This window comes from Mesorhizobium calcicola (genome assembly GCF_042682105.1).
GTDB lineage: Bacteria > Pseudomonadota > Alphaproteobacteria > Rhizobiales > Rhizobiaceae > Mesorhizobium > Mesorhizobium calcicola.
Window position 1 is genome coordinate 66,129 of sequence record NZ_JBHUGY010000032.1, and the last position, 21,234, is coordinate 87,362.

Annotated in this window: 21 protein-coding genes; 7 read left to right on the forward strand and 14 right to left on the reverse strand. The window is 64.0% G+C overall.

Going from position 1 to position 21,234, the window contains the following annotated elements:
* Positions 1-13 precede the first annotated feature (13 nt).
* From ACFSQT_RS22000 to ACFSQT_RS22020, 5 genes are all read right to left on the reverse strand, one after another.
* Positions 14-1,060: an ABC transporter permease gene (locus ACFSQT_RS22000; RefSeq protein WP_379022065.1), complete on the reverse strand. Its 1,047-nt coding sequence runs from the start codon at positions 1,058-1,060 to the stop codon at positions 14-16.
* Complete coding sequence (locus ACFSQT_RS22005) at positions 1,057-1,854, reverse strand: ATP-binding cassette domain-containing protein (RefSeq protein WP_379022067.1); 798 nt, start codon at positions 1,852-1,854, stop codon at positions 1,057-1,059. Before ACFSQT_RS22005 ends, ACFSQT_RS22000 begins: the two co-directional genes overlap by 4 nt.
* Positions 1,855-1,938: 84 nt before the next feature.
* The gene (locus ACFSQT_RS22010; protein WP_379022069.1) at positions 1,939-2,946 is read right to left on the reverse strand and encodes a substrate-binding domain-containing protein; all 1,008 of its coding nucleotides are present in this window, start codon (positions 2,944-2,946) and stop codon (positions 1,939-1,941) included.
* 105 nt (positions 2,947-3,051) lie between these two features.
* Positions 3,052-3,960, reverse strand: coding sequence for a sugar phosphate isomerase/epimerase family protein (locus ACFSQT_RS22015; protein WP_379022071.1), 909 nt, complete (start codon positions 3,958-3,960; stop codon positions 3,052-3,054).
* Complete coding sequence (locus ACFSQT_RS22020; RefSeq protein WP_379022073.1) at positions 3,957-4,988, reverse strand: Gfo/Idh/MocA family protein; 1,032 nt, start codon at positions 4,986-4,988, stop codon at positions 3,957-3,959. Before ACFSQT_RS22020 ends, ACFSQT_RS22015 begins: the two co-directional genes overlap by 4 nt.
* A 197-nt stretch (positions 4,989-5,185) precedes the next feature.
* Here ACFSQT_RS22020 and ACFSQT_RS22025 point away from each other — a divergent pair, with 197 nt between their 5' ends.
* Positions 5,186-6,256, forward strand: coding sequence for a LacI family DNA-binding transcriptional regulator (locus tag ACFSQT_RS22025; protein WP_379022075.1), 1,071 nt, complete (start codon positions 5,186-5,188; stop codon positions 6,254-6,256).
* 3 nt (positions 6,257-6,259) lie between these two features.
* Here the strand turns inward: ACFSQT_RS22025 and ACFSQT_RS22030 are convergent, their stop codons facing one another.
* Together ACFSQT_RS22030 and ACFSQT_RS22035 are read right to left on the reverse strand one after the other, a co-directional pair.
* Positions 6,260-6,574, reverse strand: coding sequence for a ferritin family protein (locus ACFSQT_RS22030; protein ID WP_379022077.1), 315 nt, complete (start codon positions 6,572-6,574; stop codon positions 6,260-6,262).
* Between the two features lie 55 nt (positions 6,575-6,629).
* On the reverse strand, positions 6,630-7,385 hold the full coding sequence (locus tag ACFSQT_RS22035) for a bestrophin-like domain (protein WP_379022079.1): 756 nt from the start codon (positions 7,383-7,385) through the stop codon (positions 6,630-6,632).
* A gap of 136 nt (positions 7,386-7,521) precedes the next feature.
* Between ACFSQT_RS22035 and ACFSQT_RS22040 the strand changes: the two genes are divergently transcribed.
* Positions 7,522-7,707 (forward strand): hypothetical protein, encoded by a 186-nt coding sequence (locus ACFSQT_RS22040; RefSeq protein ID WP_379022081.1) that lies wholly within the window; start codon positions 7,522-7,524, stop codon positions 7,705-7,707.
* Between the two features lie 194 nt (positions 7,708-7,901).
* Positions 7,902-8,135 (forward strand): HNH endonuclease, encoded by a 234-nt coding sequence (locus tag ACFSQT_RS22045; RefSeq protein WP_379022083.1) that lies wholly within the window; start codon positions 7,902-7,904, stop codon positions 8,133-8,135.
* A gap of 587 nt (positions 8,136-8,722) precedes the next feature.
* Here ACFSQT_RS22045 and ACFSQT_RS22050 read toward each other — a convergent pair.
* Together ACFSQT_RS22050 and ACFSQT_RS22055 are read right to left on the reverse strand one after the other, a co-directional pair.
* A complete protein-coding gene (locus ACFSQT_RS22050; RefSeq protein ID WP_379022085.1) occupies positions 8,723-10,276 on the reverse strand; it encodes a trimethylamine methyltransferase family protein in 1,554 nt (517 codons plus the stop codon).
* Positions 10,277-10,289: 13 nt separating this feature from the next.
* Positions 10,290-12,701: a GcvT family protein gene (locus ACFSQT_RS22055; protein ID WP_379022087.1), complete on the reverse strand. Its 2,412-nt coding sequence runs from the start codon at positions 12,699-12,701 to the stop codon at positions 10,290-10,292.
* Positions 12,702-13,012: 311 nt separating this feature from the next.
* Here ACFSQT_RS22055 and ACFSQT_RS22060 point away from each other — a divergent pair, with 311 nt between their 5' ends.
* Positions 13,013-14,491 carry an esterase-like activity of phytase family protein gene (locus tag ACFSQT_RS22060; protein WP_379022089.1) on the forward strand — a complete coding sequence of 493 codons (1,479 nt, stop codon included), beginning with the start codon at positions 13,013-13,015 and terminating at the stop codon, positions 14,489-14,491.
* Between the two features lie 43 nt (positions 14,492-14,534).
* Here the strand turns inward: ACFSQT_RS22060 and ACFSQT_RS22065 are convergent, their stop codons facing one another.
* The gene (locus tag ACFSQT_RS22065; RefSeq protein WP_379022091.1) at positions 14,535-15,320 is read right to left on the reverse strand and encodes a L,D-transpeptidase; all 786 of its coding nucleotides are present in this window, start codon (positions 15,318-15,320) and stop codon (positions 14,535-14,537) included.
* A 200-nt stretch (positions 15,321-15,520) separates the two neighbouring features.
* On the opposite strand from ACFSQT_RS22065, the gene ACFSQT_RS22070 reads away from it, so the two are divergent.
* Entirely contained in the window at positions 15,521-16,993 is a 1,473-nt protein-coding gene (locus ACFSQT_RS22070; RefSeq protein WP_379022093.1) for an MATE family efflux transporter, read from the forward strand.
* A 219-nt stretch (positions 16,994-17,212) separates the two neighbouring features.
* The gene (locus ACFSQT_RS22075) at positions 17,213-17,788 is read left to right on the forward strand and encodes a TMEM175 family protein (protein ID WP_032930804.1); all 576 of its coding nucleotides are present in this window, start codon (positions 17,213-17,215) and stop codon (positions 17,786-17,788) included.
* Between the two features lie 85 nt (positions 17,789-17,873).
* Here the strand turns inward: ACFSQT_RS22075 and ACFSQT_RS22080 are convergent, their stop codons facing one another.
* Positions 17,874-18,155, reverse strand: coding sequence for a hypothetical protein (locus tag ACFSQT_RS22080; RefSeq protein WP_379022096.1), 282 nt, complete (start codon positions 18,153-18,155; stop codon positions 17,874-17,876).
* A gap of 239 nt (positions 18,156-18,394) precedes the next feature.
* On the opposite strand from ACFSQT_RS22080, the gene ACFSQT_RS22085 reads away from it, so the two are divergent.
* On the forward strand, positions 18,395-19,261 hold the full coding sequence (locus ACFSQT_RS22085) for an SDR family NAD(P)-dependent oxidoreductase (RefSeq protein WP_379022098.1): 867 nt from the start codon (positions 18,395-18,397) through the stop codon (positions 19,259-19,261).
* 8 nt (positions 19,262-19,269) lie between these two features.
* Here ACFSQT_RS22085 and ACFSQT_RS22090 read toward each other — a convergent pair whose 3' ends face one another.
* The 3 genes from ACFSQT_RS22090 to ACFSQT_RS22100 form a co-directional block, all read right to left on the reverse strand.
* Positions 19,270-19,695: a low affinity iron permease family protein gene (locus ACFSQT_RS22090; RefSeq protein WP_379022100.1), complete on the reverse strand. Its 426-nt coding sequence runs from the start codon at positions 19,693-19,695 to the stop codon at positions 19,270-19,272.
* A gap of 242 nt (positions 19,696-19,937) precedes the next feature.
* Positions 19,938-20,588 carry a DapH/DapD/GlmU-related protein gene (locus ACFSQT_RS22095; RefSeq protein ID WP_379022102.1) on the reverse strand — a complete coding sequence of 217 codons (651 nt, stop codon included), beginning with the start codon at positions 20,586-20,588 and terminating at the stop codon, positions 19,938-19,940.
* A gap of 79 nt (positions 20,589-20,667) precedes the next feature.
* Entirely contained in the window at positions 20,668-21,171 is a 504-nt protein-coding gene (locus ACFSQT_RS22100; RefSeq protein ID WP_379022104.1) for a CreA family protein, read from the reverse strand.
* Between the last annotated feature and the right edge of the window lie 63 nt (positions 21,172-21,234).

Genomic DNA, 21,234 nt, shown 5'->3' on the forward strand with positions numbered 1-21,234 from the left:
CTCAAATTCCCGCCTAGCGATACCGAGCCTGGTTCCACTTATGGCCGAGCAGCGACAGGATGATGATCAGGCCGTTGAAGAACTGCACGTAGAAGCCGCTCAGGCCCGCCGCCACGACGCCGGTCTGGATGAACGACACGGTGACGGCGCCGATCGCGCCGCCGACGACGGTGCCGATACCGCCCCAGGTCGGCGTGCCGCCGACGAACACCGATGCCAGCACCGGCAAGAGATAGCCGTCGCCGGCGGTCGGCCACCAGGTGAAGTTGATCATCACCGAGAAGGTGCCGGCGATCGCCGCCCCAATGCCGACGAAGACGAACACTTTGACCCGCACGCGCTTGACGTCGATGCCCATCTGCTGGGCGCTGTCGGGATTGTCGCCGACCACCCTCACCTGCGCGCCGAAACGGTGCCTGTTGTAGAGCATCGCCGACAGCACTACGAAGGCGATGGCCCAGAAAATCTGCACCGGAATGCCGTAGACCTGGCTGGAGAAGATTGTGTAGGCCCAGCTGTTGCTGAGGCTGGTCAACGCGGTCGACTTGCCCTCGTTGATGATCTGGATCAGGCCGCGCAGCAGGAAATTCATGCCGAGCGTGGCGATCAGCGACGACAGCCCGCCATAGACGACCAGCGAGCCGACCAGGAAACCGAGCAGCATGCCGGTGACGAGTGCCGCGGCAATGCCCAGGAACGGATCGTAGCCGGCCTGCACGACCAGCGCGAAGACCCAGGAAGCAAAACCCATCGTCGCTGGAAACGACAGGTCGATCTCGCCGCAGGTGACGACAAAGACCAGCGGCACCACCACGAACAGCGCCACCGGCAGCGTGGTCAGCACCGAGCTGTAGAGATACCAGGTGGTGAAGACGGTCGGGTTGGCGATCATGAACACCGCCATCATGACGATGAACACGGCGAGCGTGCCGAGTGCCGCCCGGTTGTCGAGGACAAAGCCGCGCAGCCAGTGATCGGACGGGTGTTTCCACTCTTTCCGAGCTGCCCCACCATGCCCGCCGAGGGGGCTATCGAGATCGGGTTCCATGGTCTTGCTCATCGCGCTCGCTGCTCCGTTTCGCCGGCCTCGTGCAGCCCGGGCAATCCGCCGGGATGCGCGACATCTTCCATGAAGTTGATGAGGTCTTCGGCCGACTTGACCTCGCGCCGATCGGCCGAGAGCGCGACCTTGCCGCGGTCCAGCACCACGAAGCGATCGGCGATGTCGAAGACATGATGGATGTTGTGGCCGATGAACAGGATCGAGCGGCCGCTCGCCCGCACCTGGCGCACGAAATGGAAGACCTTGGCGGTCTCGGTCAGCGACAGCGCCGTCGTCGGTTCGTCTAGGATGATCAGCTCCGCCTGCTTGTAGATGGCCCGCGCGATCGCCACGCCCTGGCGTTCGCCGCCCGACAGCTGGCCGACGATCGACTGCGGCGTGAACACTTTCGAGGTGAAGCCGATCTCGCGCATCAGCCGGCTCGCCTCCTCGATCTCCTTGTTGACCTTCAGCCAGCCGAGAAAGCCGGTGAGCTCGCGGCCCATGAAGATGTTGCGCACGATTGTCTGCTGTACGGCCAGCGCCCGGTCCTGGAACACCGTCTCGATGCCGGCGTCGCGCGAGCGCGCCGCACTCCATCCGGTCACCGGTTTGCCGCGGATGAGAATCTCGCCGCTGGTCGGCTTGACCACGCCCGACAGGATCTTGATCAGCGTCGACTTGCCGGCGCCGTTGTCGCCGATGAGGCCGACCACCTCGCCGCGGTCGACGCTGAGATTGACCCCACCCAAGGCATAGACGTGGCCATAGGACTTGCTGATGTCGCGCAGTTCGATGATGCGTTCGGCCATCGTATCCTCGCTTGATTGTCTCTTGCCGGCTTGTCGCCGGCGGCTCCGTCGGCCGGGCTCAATCCCGGCCGACGGCTTGGGAGGTCAGCGTAGCGCCTGCTTGGCCAGCTCGGCGACGATCTCGTAATTCTCAGGTGTGACGAAGCCGGCGCCGGTGTCGACATTCATTGGCGCCAGACCCAGTACCACCTGCTGGCAGAGGCTGAGGATCGGCAGATAGCCCTGCAGGAAAGGCTGCTGGTCAGCCGTCAGCTGCACCCAGCCGCCCTTGAAGGCTTCGACGATCTGCGGGCTGGTGTCGAAGCCGAAGTTGAAGATGTCGCCGGGCTTCCTCCCCGCGGCCTGCATGTATGTCGGCACATTGCCGAGCATCTGCCCGCCGGGGTAACCGACCGCCTTGACGCCGGGATTGTTGAGCAACGCGGCGGTGATCAACGGGATCGCGAGATTCGGATCGGCTGCCCACTCGGTTTGAGAATTGATTTGAACGACATCGATGCCGGCCTCCTTCAGTGCGGCGACTGTCCCGCGCTCGCGTGCGCCTCGACTCTCGTTCTCGAATGGGCCGATCATGATCGCCTTGTCGCCGGCCTTCAGCTTGGCCAGCTTGAACGCCTCGGCGCCGAGCGCGCGGCCCTGCTGCTCCTGCTGGGCGCCGACATAGCCGCCACCGAACGCCGCCGTCACCGTCGGCACCGGTACGTTCTGGTACATCATCTTGATGCCGTCCTTGTGCGCCTGTTCGGCCAGCGGCATGATCGCCGCGTCGCCCGGATGGCCCATCATGGCGATGCCGCCCGGCTTGACCGCGACCGCTTCGCGCAGTTGTTGCACCATCTTTTCGACGTCCCAGCCCGAGAAGATGTAGTCGACCTTCGGCCCGAGATCGGCTGCCGCCTGCTTGGCGCCATTGTAGACGATGGAGCCGAAAGCGTCGCCCTCGGCACCGCCGACGAAGAAGCGGATGTGGACGTCCTTGCACCACTGGGCGTCGAGCGCCTGCGCGGGCAAAATAGAGATTGCAGCGCCGAGTGTCGTGGCGGCGGCCACGATGGTCGAGCGCAGAAGTGTCCTTCTCATCGTCATGCTCATGCACTTATCCTCCCTTTTTTCCCTGGCTAAGCCGAGGGGTTTTCGACGATCGCTTCGGCAGTGCGCCGCAATCTTGGGCAGCCGGCACCTCCCGCCGGCCCGCCCTCACACCGGGTTAGGCAGGTAGCTGGCGCCTCCCCGGCATTGCTTCAGATACTCCAGGGCGTGTGCCTGCCCGGTGATCTCCAGTTCGTCGCGATAGACCGGATCGTGCCAGCCCTCGATGTCGATGGCGCCCTTGTAGCCGGCCAACCGCAATTCGCTGATCACCCGCACCCAGTCGCTGTCGCCGAAGCCCGGCGTGCGCATCTGCACGAACGGCAGCCGGCCGAATACACCGTGCTCGCGGATCACGTCCCAGCGCACCGTCGCGTCCTTGCCGTGGACATGGAAGATGCGCGGCGCCCATTTGCGGATCTGCGGCAACGGATCGATCAGGTAGACGAGCTGGTGGCAGGGCTCCCATTCCAGTCCGAGATTGTCGTCGGGCAATTCGTTGAACATCAGCTCCCAGGCGTCCGGATTATGGGCAATGTTCCAGTCTCCACCAGCCCAGTTGCCGTCCATGGCGCAATTCTCGAAAGCGATGCGCACGCCCTTGTCGGCGGCGCGTCTTGCCAGCGGACCCCAGACTTCCTTGAAGCGCGGCAGGCTTTCCGGCAGCGGCTTGCCGCGGAGGCGGCCGGTGAAGCCGCTGACCATCGAGGTGCCGAACAGATGCGCGTTGTCGATCACCGTTTCCCAGGCCTGGAGCACACCGCGATCGACATCGCCGCCCTCCAGCGGATTGCCGAACACGCCGATCGAGGACACCGTGACGTCGGCATCGCCGATCGCCTCGTGGATCTGGCCGGCAAGCCGCGGCAGATCCTTGCCGCCGAGCGTCTGCCAGAAGAAGGGCTGGATGCTCTCGAAGCCGAGCGGCAAGATCGCCTTGATATAGGCGGCCGGGTCGTCGAGATTGGCCCGCACCATGGTGCCGATCCTGATGTCGAGAAGCGGGTTTGACGTCATTGTGCTTCCTCTGCGATCGCTACCCGCCGTCCGGTCTCGGCGCTCTCGATGGCGCCGAAGACCATGGCCAGGCTCTTGATGTTGTCGGCGCCCCGCGTCTCCGGCTCGGTGCCGGTCTCGATGGCGCGCATGAAGTCCTGGATGATGCCGAGATGGCCGCCGACGCGGTCGGCGGGGTCGAGCGGCGGCACGGCGATCGGCCCGGTGCGGTCGAACAGGCCGTCGCGAACGGGCAGCGCCACCTCGGCCTTCAGCTCGTCATCGCCGTCCCAGACCAGGCTGCCGCGCTCGGCAACGATGCGCCATGTGCTCTCCCAGCTGGTGCGAAAGCCGGCGGCGCACCAGGAGCCGGCATAGGTGAAGACCTTGCCGCCGCCGAGATCGAAGACGGCGCTGGCCGATGATCCCTGCCGGTACCAGGAACTCGCCGGCTCCCATTCCTGGCAATAGACGCTGGCCGGCTCACCACCGACCATGTAGCGGGCGGCGTCGAATGTGTGGATTGCCATGTCGAGCAGCAGGACATGCGCCATCTCTTCGCGAAAACCGCCGAAATGCGGCGCGACGAAGAAGTCGGCATGGATGCTGGTCGCGGCACCGATGGCGCCGGAAGAGAGAAAGCGCCTGATGCGCCTGACATTGGCGACGTAGCGGCGATTCTGGACGACGGCATGGATGCGCCCGGCCTGGCGGGCGGCCTCGACGATGGCGCGCGCATTCTCCGGGCTGTCGGCGAGCGGCTTTTCCGTCAAAAGATGGCAGTGATGGGCAAAGGCCGAGAACGCAACCTCGCGCCGGGCGGCGGGAACCACCACGTCGAACACGGCGTCGGGACTGGTCTGGTCGAGCACCGCGTCGAGGCTGGTGCCGATGACGGCGCCGGTGAGGTCGTATTCGCGCGCCCTCGCCTTCGCCCTGTCGGCGTCGAGGTCGACAAGGCCGACAATAGAAAGCCCGTCGATCTGCCTCACGGCATCGAGCCACTGCTTGCTCATCGCTCCGCAGCCGGCCATGACGACATTGACCATCCAGCACTCCTCCTCCGCCCGGTCCCTCCAGACCGATCGTCACGGCATTCACGGCATGGCCGTAAATGTTTTCCGTAAACGTTTACGAGAACACACCCGAAGGTGTAGAATGTCAATTGGCCGCTCGCAAAAAATTGTCTTGTCGCCTTGGCCTGAGCGGCTACCGGTGCTAGCCAAGCTAGGGGGAGAACAGTCACTTGGCGTCCAGCATTCATGACCTTGCCCGTCACCTGAACATTTCGATAGGCACGGTGTCGCGCGCTCTCAACGGCCGCGCCGACGTCAATGCCGACACGCGCCAGCGCGTGCTCGAGGCGGCCAGGATGCTGAACTATTCGCCGAACCAGTCAGGCCGCAGCCTTCGGCAGGGCGCCACCCATTCGATCGCCTTCATGCTGCAGCCGCATCCGGGCGACCAGCAATATGGCGAGCCGTTCTTCATCCCGTTCCTGATCGGGCTGCAGGCGAAACTTGCCGAGAGCGGGCTCGACCTGATCGTGGTCATGGGCGCGCCTGGCGACTACCAGCAGGAGCGCCTGCGCCGTGTCGTCGAGACGCGCCGCGCCGATGCGGTGGTGCTGGCCTGGACGCGGCGCGAGGACGAGCGCATCGACTATCTCACCCAGGCCGGCTTCCCGTTCGCGACGCTCGGCCGCAGCCGCTCCGGCGCCAAGTCCTATCCTTCGCTCGACCTCGATTTCGAAAAAGCCGGTGCCGACGCGGTCGACCGCCTGGTGGCGCGCGGCCACCGCCGCATTGCCGCCATCCGCCCATCGCTCAATCTCAATTTCGCCTACCTGTTCCTCGACGGCTATCGCAAGGCCTTACGGCGGCACGGCATCGAGGTCGACCCCGAGCTGATCGCGTCCGGCTTCATCAACGAGGCCGGCGGCTACGAGGTGACACCGCAGGTCATGCGCTCCAAGGACCCACCGACCGCCATCATCTTCAACAATGACGCAATGGCGCTTGGCGGCTGCAAGGCGCTGGGCGAGATGGGGATCAGGCCGGGCCACGACATTGCGGTGACCGTCATCGTCGACACGCCGCTCTGTCGCTATTTTTCACCGGCGCTGACCGCTTTCCGCCCGGCCCTGGAGCCGATGGGGCAGCGTCTCGCTGAAATGCTGCTGGCCTCGATCCCGGCCTTCGCCGGCCCCGACGGTCCGCGGATCATGCGCGAGGTCTGGCCGCTGGAGCTAGTCGCGCGCGACAGCGATTCGATTGTGGGGGAGCCCGATCGGCTGCGGAATTTGCCTAGGGGGTAGACTTTAATCAACCTTCTTCTCGCCCGCCTCGCCGCGCTTGACGATATCGCCGGTGGTGAACAGGATTTCCTTCAGTTCCGCCCGCCAATCTTTCTTCTGGCGCAGCAGGAATTCGAGATCCATGCCGAAATGCTTGAACTCCTCGCCTTGCGCGTTCTTCATGATGGCGCGCGCCTGCGGGTCCTTCTCCACCGACATGCGCTGTTCGTACCAGCCTATCGCTTCCGCCTCCTCGATCAGCGAGGTGATCATGCGGGCAAAGGTCCGCACCTTCTGCGACAGTTCTTCAGGCGGTTCGTGATACTGGTCGAAACCCATGTCGTCCTCCGTGGAGCCATCTCCCTGAATGCCCGGGAACGACGCCGGTTCCGCATCATTGCTGCAATTCCGCCAATGCCCTCTGCAGGGGCGCCGGTGAAATCTGGATCGGACCGGAGAACGGCACGTCCATGTCCAGGATCAGGTAGAGCGCGCCGGCGATCAGCACGGCCGAAACCGCGAAGGTCGAAACCGTGATGGCGTTGCGGGGTGCCCTGAAGCCGAAGCTGGCGAAGATCAACGCCAGCCAGGCAACCAGCATGCCAATCAGCGGCCAGGGGATCGCGCCCTCCGACTGCTCGATCAGAATCCATCGCAATTCCACCACTTTGTTCAGACGCTGACCGGCATCCTGCAACAGGGCGCCATGCGCCGCGTCGACCGGCGCCAGCGTGCTCAGCCGGGTGCCGATCTCCGTCAGCAGATGTTCGGACAGCCGGTTGGCGACCACCGGCGTCTCACCGGTCGGCGAGGCATCGCCCGCCACTCTCTGCACATAAACGACAAGCGGCTGGCGCACCGCGTCGGTTTCCGGGCCATACTGGCGCAAGATCCTGTCGAGCAGGATCAGTTCCGTCGCATAGGCGTGCACATTGTGATCGATCGATTCGAAGGTGTTCTTGGCCGAGTTGATCATCAGGCCAAGCATCAGCGAGGTCATGACCCCGAACAGGTTGGCGGCGAGCCGAACCACATTGTTCGTATCGTCGTCGCGATGTCTGGCCGGCAGCCTCGGCCAGATCGCCATGCTGACCAGCGGCGCCGCTGCCAGGCACAGGAAGATCATCACTGCGATCAAAGCTTCGCGCATGCCGCCCATTTCTGCACGGGATGCGCCGATTGCCAATGACAAGGCGTAGAACTTGCGTCTGCGATGATGATTTGCAGTCGCTTATCGCGAACCCGGCCGAAATCCTATATGCCTACCGCAAAGTATGGGAGGTTTCATGCCATATACCGTCCAGACCTGCCCGGACGACGTTGAACGATTAAAGACGCTTCTGCATAGCCTCGGCGAAGAAGGAAGCCGGATCATCAGCGTGATCTGGCAGCCAACCCGTGATATCTCGACGGAGAACGGTCCATTCACCGAGCCGTCAGGCTACGTCATCGTTTTGGAGTACCCGCGCTAATACCCAAAGGCCAGAAGCGCCCGCCGACGTGACCGGCAATGTCGTTCGCGTCGTGGGCATTGCGACCCGTGCGGATGCCGATGACGCAGAAGAGTCACGCAAGCGCGCTACAAAAACGGATTGACGTCTAGCCCGCACCCATGTTTCCATTTTGTGGGGGGAACATGAGGACCCTAAGAAATCCTCTGTATCGAATGTGGGTCCGCCGCCATCTGGCTAAGCTCCAAGGCGGATTGTGTTACTATTGTCGCCGCCCGTTTACGAAGCGAGGCCCGACACGTCCAACCATCGAACACAAGAAAGCCCGTATGGATGGCGGCACTGACGATCTGAGCAACCTTGCCGCCGCTTGCTTTCATTGCAATCAGCATCGCGGCACGCAAAAGAATCAAGCCAAGCAAAAAGCTCTGGGTCGAATTTCAAACTGAGACACTATCGGATTGGGCGACGCCTTGCCGGGCCAGAAGGCCGCGCGATAATGTCCCCACCGTCACGTGCGGCAATTTGATCGGCAAAAAGGACCGGCATGTCTGGAAGATGATCCTTGCCGCTCCTTGGGCACCAGCCGCTGCTGCCTGTCTTGCTTGCGCTGCTGGCGGCGGCGATCTTCCTGGCCGACACGATCACCAATCTGGAGATCGCGGTCTACGTCATCATTGTCCTGATCGCGGTCCGCTACCTCGACCGCCGCGGCGTGGCGATGGTGGCGGCGGCCTGCACGGCGCTCACCGTGCTGAGTTTTTTCCTGACGCGGGCAGATGCCGTGCCGGCGGGCGTGGTCAACTGCGCCATCAGCCTGGTGCCGATCGCCGTCACCGCCTATCTGGCCCTGCGCACCACCGCCGAGGCCGCCGCGCGCGAGGCGCAGGTTCAACTCGCCCACATCACGCGCATGACGATGCTGGGCAAATTGACGGCCTCGATCGCCCACGAGCTCAACCAGCCGCTGGCGAGGAGAGCGACCTGTTCACGCTCGACAACCCGACGTGACCGACCTGGGTGTCGCGGCTGCGCATCACGAAACCGGCGCCGCGCCGCCCTCTTGCGTGCGCCGCGCGATGAATTCGTCGAGCACTCCGGCGGCCGCGGCAGCCGAAGCGGGCGGCTCGAAATCGGTGAGGATGCGTTTCCAGATACCGGTGGCGCGCTCGCTGGCGGTCTTTGATCCGCTTTGCGTCCAGTTACCGAAATTCGACCAGTCGGCCACCAGTGGCTCGTAGAATGCGGTGCGGTAGCGCGCCATGGTGTGGCCGGCCGAGAAGAAATGGCCGCCAGGCTGCACTTCGGCGATGGCCTCGAAACCGATCGCGTCGTCGTCGCCAGGAGTTGCCGCGCAAAGCTCGGCAATCGACTGCACCGCCTCGATGTCGGTAATCAGCTTCTCGAAGGAGACACTCAGGCCACCCTCCAGCCAGCCCGCGGCGTGGATGCAGACGGTGGCGCCGGCAAGCACCGAGCCCCAAAGGGCGAACTGCGACTCATGGGCTGCCTGCGCATCGGAAATGTTGGCGGCACTGCCGGCGCCTGAACGCCAGGGAAGGCCGATGAAGCGCGCCAATTGGCCGGCCCCCAGTGTCGCCTTGACGTGCTCGGGTGTGCCGAACGCCGGAGCGCCCGACTTCATGTCGACATTGGAGGAGAAGGAACCGTAAAGCACGGGTGCGCCCGGGCGCACGATCTGCGCCAGTGCCAGACCGGCCAGCGCCTCGGCATGCTGCAGCGTCAGCGCGCCGGCGACCGTGATCGGCGCCATGGCCCCGGCCAGGCAGAACGGCGTGATGACTAGGACCTGCCCGGCGCGGGCGAAGTCGATGATGCCTTGCGCCATCGGAATGTCGAGCTGGCGCGGTGAATTGGTGTTGATGATGGTGTAGCAATGGGCGCCAGCGCGGAATTCATCCTCTGACAGCCCGCGCGCCAGCCGGATCATCTCAAACCCATCCTCGACCTGCGGCGTTCCACGAGCGAAGACAAAGGGGAACTTGTCGGACAGCGTCAACTGCGCGCGGTTGACCGCATAGTGGCGAAAACGGGTGTCGACATCCTGCGGCTCGATGCAGGGGCAAAGCATGTGCAGTACGTCGAAATGCTGGATGAGCTTGGTCAATTCCTCGTAGGCGCTGAGCGTTCCCGGCCGGCGGCCGCGTTCGAGATCTGTGACGTTAGGCGCGCCAGCGCCCGCGAGGAACGTCATCGAGCCGAGTTCGAGCAAAAGATCGCGGCTGCGGTCGCCCGCCAGCGCTGGAATTGATTTTGGCGCCGAGGCCAGTGCCGCGGCCACGATGTCGCGGCCGATGCGCACCATGTCGGTGTCCGGGTCCACAAGCGCACCGGCGCGGGCGAAAATCTCCCGCGCCTGCGGCAGCAGCACCTTGATGCCGAGCTCCTCCAGCACGCGCAGCGCCGTATCGTGGATAGAAGCCACCTGGTCATCCGAAAAGATCGGCTGCGGCAGGAATGGGTTCTTCAGCGACCGGTAGTTGGGCCGGCGGCTGCTTTCGCTGCCGGCTTCGCCCGTGCGTCCACGCCGGCGCTCGCGTCTGCTGTCTCGTACCGCGTCATCGATCATCGAAAAATCCTCCTCATTGCCGCATCGCCCTGCCCGAGGGATCGTAGGGCGACGCCACGATGACGCGAGCCGGCCGTTCGCCGCCGACAATGTGCACCGAAAGCGCCGTACCCTCCTCGGCAAAATCGCCGTCCACCAACGCCAGCGCGACGCTCTTGCCGATCGTGTAGCCAAAGCCGCCTGAAGTGACGAAGCCGACGCGCCGGCCGGCATGCCAGACCGGCTCGAACCCGCTGGCGTCGGCATCGAGCGCATCGATCTCCAGCGTCACGATCCGTTGCGAGGTGCCGGCATCGCGCTCCTTCAGCGCCGCCTCGCGGCCGACGAACTCGCCCTTGCCGAACGCGATGAAGCGGTCGAGACCGGTCTGACCGGGTGTGTAGCCCTGCGTGAATTCACGCGACCAGATGCCGAAGCTCTTCTCCAGCCGCAGCGCGTTGAGCGCATAGTAGCCGATCTCGGCAAGGCCAAGGTCCTCGCCTGCGGCCAGCAGCGTTTCGCGCAAGCCGGCATGCATGGTCACCGGGCAATTGATCTCGAATCCGAGCTCGCCGGCAATGGAGAGGCGGGCAACTCGTGCCTGCACCATGCCGATGTCGAATGCACCGCAGGCCATGAACGGCAGTGCCATGCCGGACACGTCCTGATGCGTCGTGCGCGCCAGGATTTTGCGTGCATTCGGCCCGGTCAGCAGGAAGCCGCTCATAGTGTCGGAAAGGTCTGTGACAGTGACGCCCTCCGCCGCATGGCTCTCGAACCAGCGCATGTGGAATTCCCTGAGATAGTAGGAGCCCATCAGCCAATAGTCGCCGCCACCCCAGTTGATGACCGTGAGGTCGCCCTTCAGCCGACCGTCATGGCCGAGCATCGGCGCCAGCCTCGCCTGTCCCGGTTTCGGCAGCCTGCAGGCAAGCAACTGGTCAAGCCATGCTTCGGCCCCAACCCCCGAGACCGCATAGCGCGCATAGGCCGAGATATCGACGAGACCGGCGGCACGCCGCACCTGCAGCGCCTCGTCGCCGACGATGTCGAAAGCGTTGGAGCGCCGCAGCGTCGTGTTCTCGCGAAATCCCATCGGCGCGAAATAGGCCGGGATTTCCAGACCCCAGGACGCTGTCCATTCGCATCCCGCCGCCGTCATGCCGTCATAGGCGCCGGGGCGTTTCAGCGGCCGTCCGGCGGGCAGCCGCTCGTTGGGAAAGGTCATGACGAAGCGGCGCGAATAGAACTGCCGCGTCGTCTGCTTGAGATAACAGCGATTGGCGGCGAAGGCGCCATAGCGAGCAATATCCATGCCGAAGATGTCGGCTAGCGGCTCGCCATAAATCATCCACTCGGCCAGCGACTTGCCGACGCCGCCGCCCTGGCTGAAGCCGGCCATGACGCCACAGGCAACCCAGTAATTTTTCAGCCCGCGCACCGGCCCGACGATCGGATTGCCGTCCGGCGTGAAGGTGAAGGCGCCGTTGACCCATTTGCGGATACCGGCCGTCCTTAGGCACGGAAAGCGCTCATAGGCCTTGGACAGTTCCGGGCTGATGCGGTCGATGTCTTCCGGGATCAGCTCGATGCCGTAATCCCATGGCGCGCCATCCATGTTCCAGTGCTTCGGGTTCTGCTCGTAGACGCCGAGCAGCACGCCCTTGCGCTCCTGCCTGAGGTAGGAAAAGCCGTCGAGATCGACTGCAAGCCCGAGTTCCTTGTCGAGGGCGGCAACCTCCGGAATGTCCTCGGTGATGAAATAGTGATGCTCCATCGGCGTCACCGGCAATTCGACGCCGGCCATGCGGCCGAGCTGCTTTGCCCACAGCCCGCCGGCGTTGACGACATGCTCGGCCACGATCGTGCCTTGCTCGGTGATGACATCCCAGTGCCCGTCGGCACGCGCCTTCAACGCGACCACGCGGTTGCGCAGGATCACGTCGGCACCACGCTTTTTCGCGGCACCGGCATAGGCATGCGTCGCTCCATAAGGGTCGAGATGGCCTTCGTTGGAATCGTAGAGACCGCCGAGCACGTCGCTGACATCGACGATCGGGCAGATCTCCTTGATCTCTTCCGGTGTCACCAGGCGAGCCGTTTCGATGCCGACCGACTGGAACACGGCCCAGGCCGATTTCAGCCACTCCCAGCGCCGGGGATCGCTGGCGATGTTGACGCCGCCCGTCATGTGCAGACCCGCGTTCTGGCCGGATTCGGCCTCGATCTCGCGATAGAGCTTGATGGTGTAGTCCTGCAGCGCCGCGACGTTGGGATCGGCGTTCAGCGCGTGGAACCCGGCGGCCGCGTGCCAGGTCGAACCGGCCGTCAATTCGGCTCGCTCGATGAGCGCCACATCGCTCCAGCCGAAACGCGTCAGATGATAGAGCACCGAGGCCCCGACCACGCCACCCCCGATGACGACTGCGCGGTAATGCGACTTCAAGGCCTTCCCTCCACGACTAGTCCGAAGCCGGCACTCTATACGCACTGGACATAAGTGTCTAGTGCGATGAAAACACACTGCGCTTTGTCGACCTCAGCCTGAGGGAGTGATCAATTCTCTCGTGCGACCACACGCCTTTATCGGCGTGTGAAGAAGCCGGCGGCGTGCATCTCGCACTGTCACGCAAGCATCATGTTCACGCCGTAGACCGCTTTTCGGGGAGGCGCGCGCGGCATCATCGATGCCGCACCTCTTTCAGCTTTTCGCCTATCGGCCGCTCCGGCAAGCTTTGTCACAAAGAGGGATAATCCATGAAACACCTGTACCGAACCGCGTCGCTCGGCGTCGCGCTGGCATTGTTCACCGCCTTGACGCCGGCGCTCGCCGACAGCACCGCGACCGTCGGCGGTCTCGTCAACAAGGGCCTGGTTGGCGTCGGCCGCATGCCGGCCGCTCAGCGCGACAAGTTCGGCGAGACGTTTGGCTCCGGCTCCGGCATGGCGATCGACGCCGCTGGCTGGACGCATGACGCGGCTGGCTACAAGGGCTCGCTCTGGCTGCTGCCGGACCGCGGCTACAATGTCGCCGGCACCACCGACTACCGGCCACGCCTCAACACCATCGGCATCGAGTTTGCCCCGGTGGCGCCAGGTGCTGCACCCGCGGCCGGCCAGGAGCAGACGGGCGTCAAGGCAACGCTCACCGACACAATGCTTCTCACCGACGACAAGGGCGCCGATGCCACCGGTCTCGATCCGCTGTCGGATGTGCGCGCGGCAAGCGGCGACATGCCGATGCTGCCCACGGCCACCAACGGCAAGCTCGCCCTGGACAACGAGGCGATCGTGCGGCTGCCCGACGGCTCGATGTTCATCTCCGACGAATATGCCCCGAACATCTATCGGTTTTCCGCCGAAGGGCGCCTGCTGTCGGCGACCCAGCCGCCGGCGGCACTGGTGCCGATGCGCAAGGGAGCGCCGAATTTCTCCTCGGACAACCCCGGCCCGGGTGCTGCCGAGCCCGATCCGAAGGATCCCGACACCGGCCGTCAGAACAATCAGGGCCTGGAAGGCATGGCGATGACGCCGGACGGCAAGTTCCTGATCGCCGTGCTGCAGTCGGCGCCCCGGCAGGATGGCGGCGATTCCGGCGCGACGCGCCAGAATACGCGCGCGCTGGTCTATGACGCTTCCGACCTCGCCCATCTCAAGCTGGCGCACGAATATGTCTTGCCGCTGCCCGTGTTCAAGGATGCCAAGGACAAGACCAAGGTAGCGGCGCAGAGCGAGATCGTGGCCCTGTCCGACCAGACATTCCTGATGCTGACCCGCGACAGCGGCAATGGCCAGGGGGTGAAGGGCGACACCTCGCTGCTTCGCCGGATCAACATCGTCGATCTTTCCGCCGCGACCGACATCGCCGGTGGCGCCTTTGACGCCGCCGACAAGCCGGTGGCGCCCAAGGGCTTGCTCGACCCATCGGTGACGCCGGCCAAGCTGACGCCGTTCATCGACCTCAACGACAATGCCGAGCTCGGCCGCTTCGGCCTGCACAATGGCGCGCCGAACGACACCAACAACCTCTCGGAAAAGTGGGAAGCGATGTCGCTCGCCAGCGTGCTCGATCCGAAGCTGCCCGACGACTATTTCCTGTTCGTCGCCAACGACAACGACTTCCTCACCCAGGACGGCTTCCAGGTCGGCGCACCCTACAAGGCCGACGACGGCGCCAATGTCGACACCATGGTCCTGGTCTATCAGGTCACGCTTCCCGGCCTCGCCAAGAAGTAGCGACACCATGCAGGCGGACGCGCCAAGCGCGTCCGCCGAGCACCTACTTCAAAATCTCCGCGTCCCTTGGCACGCCTGCGTCGATCGGCTCCGCGGTCCTGTTCGACACGGCGGTGATCTTCGCGGCGGGCGACAGGTTCGCGCGCACGAAGACCGGCGCGACGCCGTTGACGCGGCTGTAGAGGTCGATGATGTCCTGGTTCATGAAGCGCACACAGCCGGACGAAGCGTTCTTGCCAATGGAATCCCACTCCGGCGTGCCGTGCAGCCGGTACATCGTGTCCTTGCCGTCGCGGAAAAGATACAGCGCGCGGGCGCCTAGCGGGCTCTGCGGGCCAGGCGGCATGCCGTCCTTGTATTTCGCCAGTTCCGGTCGGCGCTGGATCATTTCCGGCGGCGGCGTCCAGACCGGCCACTTCTTCCTCGCCTGAACCACGGCGCTGCCGGTCCATCCGAAACCGGCCTTGCCGAGGCTGACGCCATAGCGGATAGCCTCGCCGCCGTCGCGCACCAGATAGAGGAAATGCTCGGAAGTATCGACGACGATCGTGCCGGGCTTTTCTCCGGTCGGATCGGGCACGATCTGGCGCACGAACTTCGGATCGATCTTGGCCACCGGGATTGCCGGCAACTGATAACCCTCGTCGACGCGCGCCGCATACATCGATGCGACATCGCCGAAAGCCGGATCGCTCGGCGGCGCGGCCACTGGCGGCGCCACGTCCGCGGTGGTGCACGCCGAAAGAGCCACGGAGGCCGCGCCCAAAGCGGACGCACCGAGAAACGCGCGCCGGCTCAGGCGCTCAGAAAACAGCGGAATATCGGACATGAACCCCCCGGCTTATCCATAAGTAAGGAATGCGGCCCCACGCATCCAGGATCAATATCCCATTCCGGTAGGTTTGAGAACATGATTAGATCAGGCACGCTGGAAGGCCTTAGGCCGACTTTTTCCCACGCCGCATCGACCTGTCAGGTTGAATCGGCAATCATCGCGGACCGAACCCAAGCCTCGCCGAGTTGCCTGCCATGGACGACAAGATGCCCACGCGCCGGCGCACCGGCGACCTGACCAGCGGCCCGATTCCGCGAACGCTTCTGCTGTTCGCCCTGCCGGTGCTCGGCTCCAACGTGCTGCAGTCGCTCAACGGGTCGATCAATGCCGTCTGGGTCGGCCGCTTTCTCGGCGAATCGGCGCTGACCGCCACCTCCAACGCCAACCTGGTGCTGTTCCTCATCCTTGGCACGGTGTTCGGCATCGGCATGGCGGCCACCATCCTGGTGGCACAGTCGGTCGGCGCCCGCGACTTGCCCGAGGCGCGCCGCATCGTCGGCACCAGCGCCACCTTCTTCTTCCTCGTCTCGGTGGTGTTCGCGGTCTGCGGCTGGGTCTGGGTCGACGGCATCCTCAACATGCTCGGCACCCCGGCCGATGCGCTGCCGCTGGCGCGCTCCTATCTGCGCATCATCTTCGTCGCCGTGCCGATGATGAATCTTTTGTCCTTCGTCATGACGGTGCTGCGCGGTGCTGGCGATTCACGCACGCCCTTTTTCTTCATGGCGCTTGCCGTGGTCCTCGACATCGTGCTCAACCCGTTGCTTATCCGTGGCATCGGGCCATTCCCGGAGCTCGGCATCGCCGGCTCCGCCACCGCGACGCTGATCGGCCAGACGGTCAGCGTGATCGCGATTCTGATCGTGCTCTATGTGCGCAAGCACCCGCTGCGGCTGGCCGGTGCCAACCTCGCGCTGCTGCGGCCCGACCCCACTTTGCTGCGCATCGTCGTCTTCAAGGGCGTGCCGATGGGCCTGCAGATGATCGTCATTTCGGCGGCGGCGCTGACGGTAATGGGCATCGTCAACTCCTACGGTTCGCAGGTCGCCGCCGCCTACGGCATCGCCGCGCAGCTGTGGACCTACATCCAGATGCCGGCGCTCGCCATCGGTGCGGCGGTCTCCTCGATGGCGGCTCAGAATGTCGGCGCTGGACGTTGGGACCGGATCGGCCGCATCGCCGCCTCCGGTGTCGGCTTCAACCTGGTCCTGACCGGCGCACTGGTTGCCGTGTTGTCCGTTTTCGACCGTTCGGTGCTGAGCCTGTTCCTGAGCAGCGACAGCGCCGCGATCGACATCGCCACCCACATCAACAATATCGCGTCCTGGTCGTTCATCCTGTTCGGCATCACCATCGTGCTGTTCGCCACCGTGCGCGCCACCGGCGCGGTGATGCCGCCGCTGATCATCCTGGTGATTTCGGTGCTCGTCATGCGCACCGGCTTTGCCTATTTCATGCGGAGCGTGATCGGCGAGGAAGCGCTGTGGTGGAGCTTTCCGGCCGGCTCGATCACCTCGCTTGTGCTGGCCGCGGCCTACTACCGCTTCGGCGGCTGGCGCACCATGCACATGATCGAGAACAGACCGGCCGCCGGCGAGCCGCCGGACACCGGCCTTGGCGTGCCGCGGCAGCGCGCGAATATGACGCCTGAGACGCCGAACGGCTGAAAGATCTGTCACCCTGGCCAGCGTTTGACAGCTGCTGGTCGAGCGATACTCGGCGTCTTCCGCGGTTCGCCTGAAACGGCTTGATCCTCTCGGGCGCCACTTGCGGCTTTCCTGCCGCCGTTGCGCAATATGCAAACTACTTCCGGTTCGCCCAGCCACTTGGCCGGTAGCCGCGCGTCCCGCCGTCGCGTAGATTTCGCCGATAGCGAGGGCGAATCCATGGGCAAAGGCAGGGTCGAGGCATTTACCGACGGCGTCGTGGCCATCATCATCACCATCATGGTGCTCGAGCTGAAAGTGCCGCATGGCGAGGATGTTTCCGCCTTGTTGCCGTTGTGGCCGGTCTTCTTCAGCTACGTGCTGTCCTTCATCAATGTCGGCATCTACTGGAACAATCTGCACAACATGTTTCACACCGTGCAGCGCGTCGACGGCCGCGTGCTGTGGGCGAACCTCAATCTTCTGTTCTGGCTGTCGCTGATGCCGGTGACGACCGCCTTCATGGGCGAGAACCATTTCGCGCCGGTGCCGGTCGCCGTCTATGGCGCCGATCTCGCTCTATGCGCGATCGCTTATAATATTCTGGCCGCCGCGCTGCATCGCCTGCACGGCAACGACACCGCCTTCGCCAAGGCGCTGGGCAACGACCGCAAGGGCAAGCTCTCGCTGGCTGTCTACATCGCAGCCGTCCTGCTGACCTTCGTCAATCAGTGGATCGGCGTCGCGCTTTATGTGCTGGTCGCGATGATCTGGCTCGTGCCGGATACGCGCTTCGCGCGGGTGATCGAAAAGTAGCGCTTTTTGTCTGACGCAATTCCCTGAGGGAAATCGTTACGCGCTTTTCCCGGGAAAACTGCTTCACACTTTTCCTGGAATTGCTCTATTTGCGCATCGCCTTCAGTTTTTCCGCCACCGAAGCGGCAAGGTCGGCATAGCGCTCCTCCAGCCGTTCCGCCGCCTTGATCACCGAGAAATCATGGCCAAATTTCTCCAGCGCCATGCGCAGCTTCTCGACGAACTCGGCTTGTTTCTCCAGGGCGGAAAAGAGCGTCTTCACCTGCGCTTCGCTGATGTCGGGGTTGGCCAGCATCTGCGGCACCTCGCGGCCCATCTGGTCGCCGGTGGCGGTCTGTTCCTTCAGAATTGCGACCCAGTCGGTCAATCGGGAAATCTCCATTTCTCGCGGCAACATGCGCAGCCTCGGCCGGGCTGGTCAACCCGGGCCAATGCATGCCGCCCGAAAGGACGCAGCGGTTTTGGGACGACGACATGCGTGAAAACAAAGCCTGAGGCGCGCCGCACCAATCCCTACAAACGCGATGCGCTTTGAGCGCGGTGAGGCTTGCGCAAGCCCATTCCAGCGCTAAGTTCGGCGCCATCGAAAGAAGGACCCATCGCCCCATGATCACCGACGCCGAAATCCAGACCGCCCTGCCCGCGCTTGGCCGGGGCAACACCGCCGTCATCACCGGCGCCGCCAGCGGTATCGGTCTTGCTGCCGCCAGGCGGCTTGCATTGATGGGCATGAAGATCGTGCTCGCCGACATCGGCGGTCCGCGCCTTGACGACGCCTCGCGCGCCGTTTCCGCGATTGCCGGCGGCGATGCGGTGCTTGCCGTCGCCGCCGACGTTTCGAAGGCGGATGAAGTGGACCGTCTCGCCGAAAGGGCGTTCGGCGCCTTCGGCGACGTGGCGCTGCTGATGAACAATGCCGGCGTCGGCAACAATCCCGGAAAGCCCTGGGAAAACCGCGATGCCTGGAAGCATCTGCTGGACATCAATTTCTGGGGTGTCGTGCACGGCGTCGAGGCTTTCGGGCCGCGCATGCTGGCCTCGGCCAAGCCGGGCCTGATCGTCAACACCGGCTCCAAGCAAGGCATCACCACGCCGCCCGGCAACCTTGCCTACAATGTGTCCAAGGCCGGCGTGAAGACCTACACCGAAGGCCTGGCGCACGCGCTGCGCAACGAGCCCGGTGCCCATCTCGCCGCCCATCTGCTCATCCCCGGTTTCACCTTTACCGGCCTCACCGAGGGCGCGACGGAAAAGCCGGCCGGTGCCTGGACCGGCGAACAGGTCGTTGATTTCATGCTGGAATCCCTGACCAGGGGCGATTTCTACATCCTGTGCCCGGACAATGAAGCGGCGCGGCCGCTGGATGAAAAGCGCATGGCCTGGGCGATCGGCGACATCATCGAGAACCGCCCCGCTCTGTCGCGCTGGCATCCGGACTACAAGGAGCCTTTCGCGGCGTTCATGAAGCGCTGAGTCTCCCTTCAGGCGGCGTGCTTTTTCGGCCCGCGTTTCTGCGCCACGGCCTTCTTCGCAGCCATGGCGGCGATCTGCTCGTCATGCCGCTTTGCCGCACGCTCGCACTTGTCGCGGATCTCTTCGACTTCGGATTCGGTCAGGTGCTCGATGCCGATGAAGTGGTTGTGGCCCTTGCTGACCCGGATCAATTCGTCGAGCTTGGCCTGGATTGCCGCGCCGTCGCGGTTCTGGGTGGTCTGGATGAGGAAGACCATCAGGAAGGTGATGACCGTGGTCCCGGTGTTGATCACCAACTGCCAGGTGTCCGAAAAGCCGAAGAACGGCCCGCTGACTGCCCAGACCACGACGATCAGGCTGCAGACGGCAAATGTCAGCGGCACGCCGGTTACATGGGAGACCCAGTTGGCGATCTTGGTGAAAAGCTTTTCCATTTATCGAAATCCCTGAACGCTGCGGCGCGATGAGAAACAACCGGCGACCGTTTCAAGTTCCAGGCGCGAACAAATACGTCAGGCGCAATTCGATACACGCATAAAGAGAACAAGGCGGAAAACACACCTTATGGCTTCAATGTCACAGTAACCGTGCAGGCAAGAGAGCCTGTTCCTTCCGCTTTACAGCGGTTTACCTCCTGCCCCTTCCGCTTCGCCACCCCCGCATGGCGGAAGGGGTTTCAGTCCGGTCGGATGGCGTCGTTTTCCCAGCGGTCGAGGAAAGCCTCGATCGGCAATGCCTGCATGTCGGGAACCGCCCTGGCGAGTTTTTCGACCGGCCAGTCCCACCAGGCGAGAGCTTCGATCCGCGCCGCGACAGCGGCCGGGAAGCGTGGCCTGAGCGATCTGGCCGGCACTCCGGCGACGATGGCGTAAGGTGGTACGTCATGCGTCACCACCGCATTGGCACCGATGACGGCGCCATTGCCGATGGTGACCCCAGGCATGATCACCGCGCCGTGGCCGATCCAGACATCATGGCCGATGGTCACGGCTTTCGCCTGCCGCCGCCTGCGGAATCCTGCGTCGACGCCCAGCCAGCGAAAATACTCGTTCGGCCGGTAGCTGACCTTGTGCTGGGTCAGCCGCTCGATGGGATGCTCCAGCGCGTTGATACGGCTGTTGGCGGCGATCGAACAGAATTTGCCGATCGTCGTGTAGATCGCTTCGGCATGGCGCTCGAAATAGGAGAAGTCGCCGACGCTCACCTCGCGCAGCACCACCCGCTCGCCGATCGAGGCATAGCGGCCGAGCTTGCAGGCCTTCAGTTCCGCGGTCGGATGGATGCGCGGCTCGGAATCCTTCAGGACGAGATTTTCGGAACGGTCCATGCGGGCGGCTTTACGTTAGAGCAATTGCTCCCGCAAGACGGGAGCAATTGTCCATCATACCAATTGCGAAGGACCCCGCCTATTTCGGCTTGCCGTTGGTCCACACCACGTTCTGGCCGTAGAGCGGTACGGTGCTGATCGACATCTTGGCCGAGCCGTTCTGCACCTGGCGCGAATGCGACAGGTAGATCAGCGTCTCGTTGGCCTTGTCGTAGATGCGGTTCACCACCTGCTTCTTCCAGATCAGGCTGATGCCTTGCTTGAACACCTCCTCGCCGCCCTCGCTCATATCGATGTCGCCGATGGTGATCGGGCCGGTCTGGCGGCAGGAGATCGAGGAATCGGAAGGATCCTCGAACCAGTTGCCCTTGTGCAGGCGATCGATGATGCCGCGATCGAAATAGGAGACGTGGCAGGTCACACCCCCCACCTTCGGATCCTTGATCGCCTCGACGATGATGTCGTTGCCGAGCCAGTCGACGCCGACCTTGCCGACTTCATCGGCAACGGCCGCACCGGCGCCAAGGACAACGCACGCGGCCAGCGCGCCGCCGATCAGTTTTCGCCCAATCAGTCCCTGCAAGGGAGCCTCCTGCGGTTCGAGTTGCCGGTCACAGGTGGGGCGGACAGCCCGGCTTTGCAAGCA

Excerpts from the sequence above, each read along its gene's own strand:
- ACFSQT_RS22000 (WP_379022065.1), bottom strand. The coding sequence starts at position 1,060 with ATGAGCAAGACCATGGAACCCGATCTCGATAGCCCCCTCGGCGGGCAT.
- ACFSQT_RS22005 (WP_379022067.1), bottom strand. The coding sequence starts at position 1,854 with ATGGCCGAACGCATCATCGAACTGCGCGACATCAGCAAGTCCTATGGC.
- ACFSQT_RS22010 (WP_379022069.1), bottom strand. The coding sequence starts at position 2,946 with ATGAGCATGACGATGAGAAGGACACTTCTGCGCTCGACCATCGTGGCC.
- ACFSQT_RS22015 (WP_379022071.1), bottom strand. The coding sequence starts at position 3,960 with ATGACGTCAAACCCGCTTCTCGACATCAGGATCGGCACCATGGTGCGG.
- ACFSQT_RS22020 (WP_379022073.1), bottom strand. The coding sequence starts at position 4,988 with ATGGTCAATGTCGTCATGGCCGGCTGCGGAGCGATGAGCAAGCAGTGG.
- ACFSQT_RS22030 (WP_379022077.1), bottom strand. The coding sequence starts at position 6,574 with ATGGGTTTCGACCAGTATCACGAACCGCCTGAAGAACTGTCGCAGAAG.
- ACFSQT_RS22035 (WP_379022079.1), bottom strand. The coding sequence starts at position 7,385 with ATGCGCGAAGCTTTGATCGCAGTGATGATCTTCCTGTGCCTGGCAGCG.
- ACFSQT_RS22040 (WP_379022081.1), top strand. The coding sequence starts at position 7,522 with ATGCCATATACCGTCCAGACCTGCCCGGACGACGTTGAACGATTAAAG.
- ACFSQT_RS22045 (WP_379022083.1), top strand. The coding sequence starts at position 7,902 with ATGTGGGTCCGCCGCCATCTGGCTAAGCTCCAAGGCGGATTGTGTTAC.
- ACFSQT_RS22050 (WP_379022085.1), bottom strand. The coding sequence starts at position 10,276 with ATGATCGATGACGCGGTACGAGACAGCAGACGCGAGCGCCGGCGTGGA.
- ACFSQT_RS22060 (WP_379022089.1), top strand. The coding sequence starts at position 13,013 with ATGAAACACCTGTACCGAACCGCGTCGCTCGGCGTCGCGCTGGCATTG.
- ACFSQT_RS22065 (WP_379022091.1), bottom strand. The coding sequence starts at position 15,320 with ATGTCCGATATTCCGCTGTTTTCTGAGCGCCTGAGCCGGCGCGCGTTT.
- ACFSQT_RS22070 (WP_379022093.1), top strand. The coding sequence starts at position 15,521 with ATGGACGACAAGATGCCCACGCGCCGGCGCACCGGCGACCTGACCAGC.
- ACFSQT_RS22075 (WP_032930804.1), top strand. The coding sequence starts at position 17,213 with ATGGGCAAAGGCAGGGTCGAGGCATTTACCGACGGCGTCGTGGCCATC.
- ACFSQT_RS22085 (WP_379022098.1), top strand. The coding sequence starts at position 18,395 with ATGATCACCGACGCCGAAATCCAGACCGCCCTGCCCGCGCTTGGCCGG.
- ACFSQT_RS22090 (WP_379022100.1), bottom strand. The coding sequence starts at position 19,695 with ATGGAAAAGCTTTTCACCAAGATCGCCAACTGGGTCTCCCATGTAACC.
- ACFSQT_RS22095 (WP_379022102.1), bottom strand. The coding sequence starts at position 20,588 with ATGGACCGTTCCGAAAATCTCGTCCTGAAGGATTCCGAGCCGCGCATC.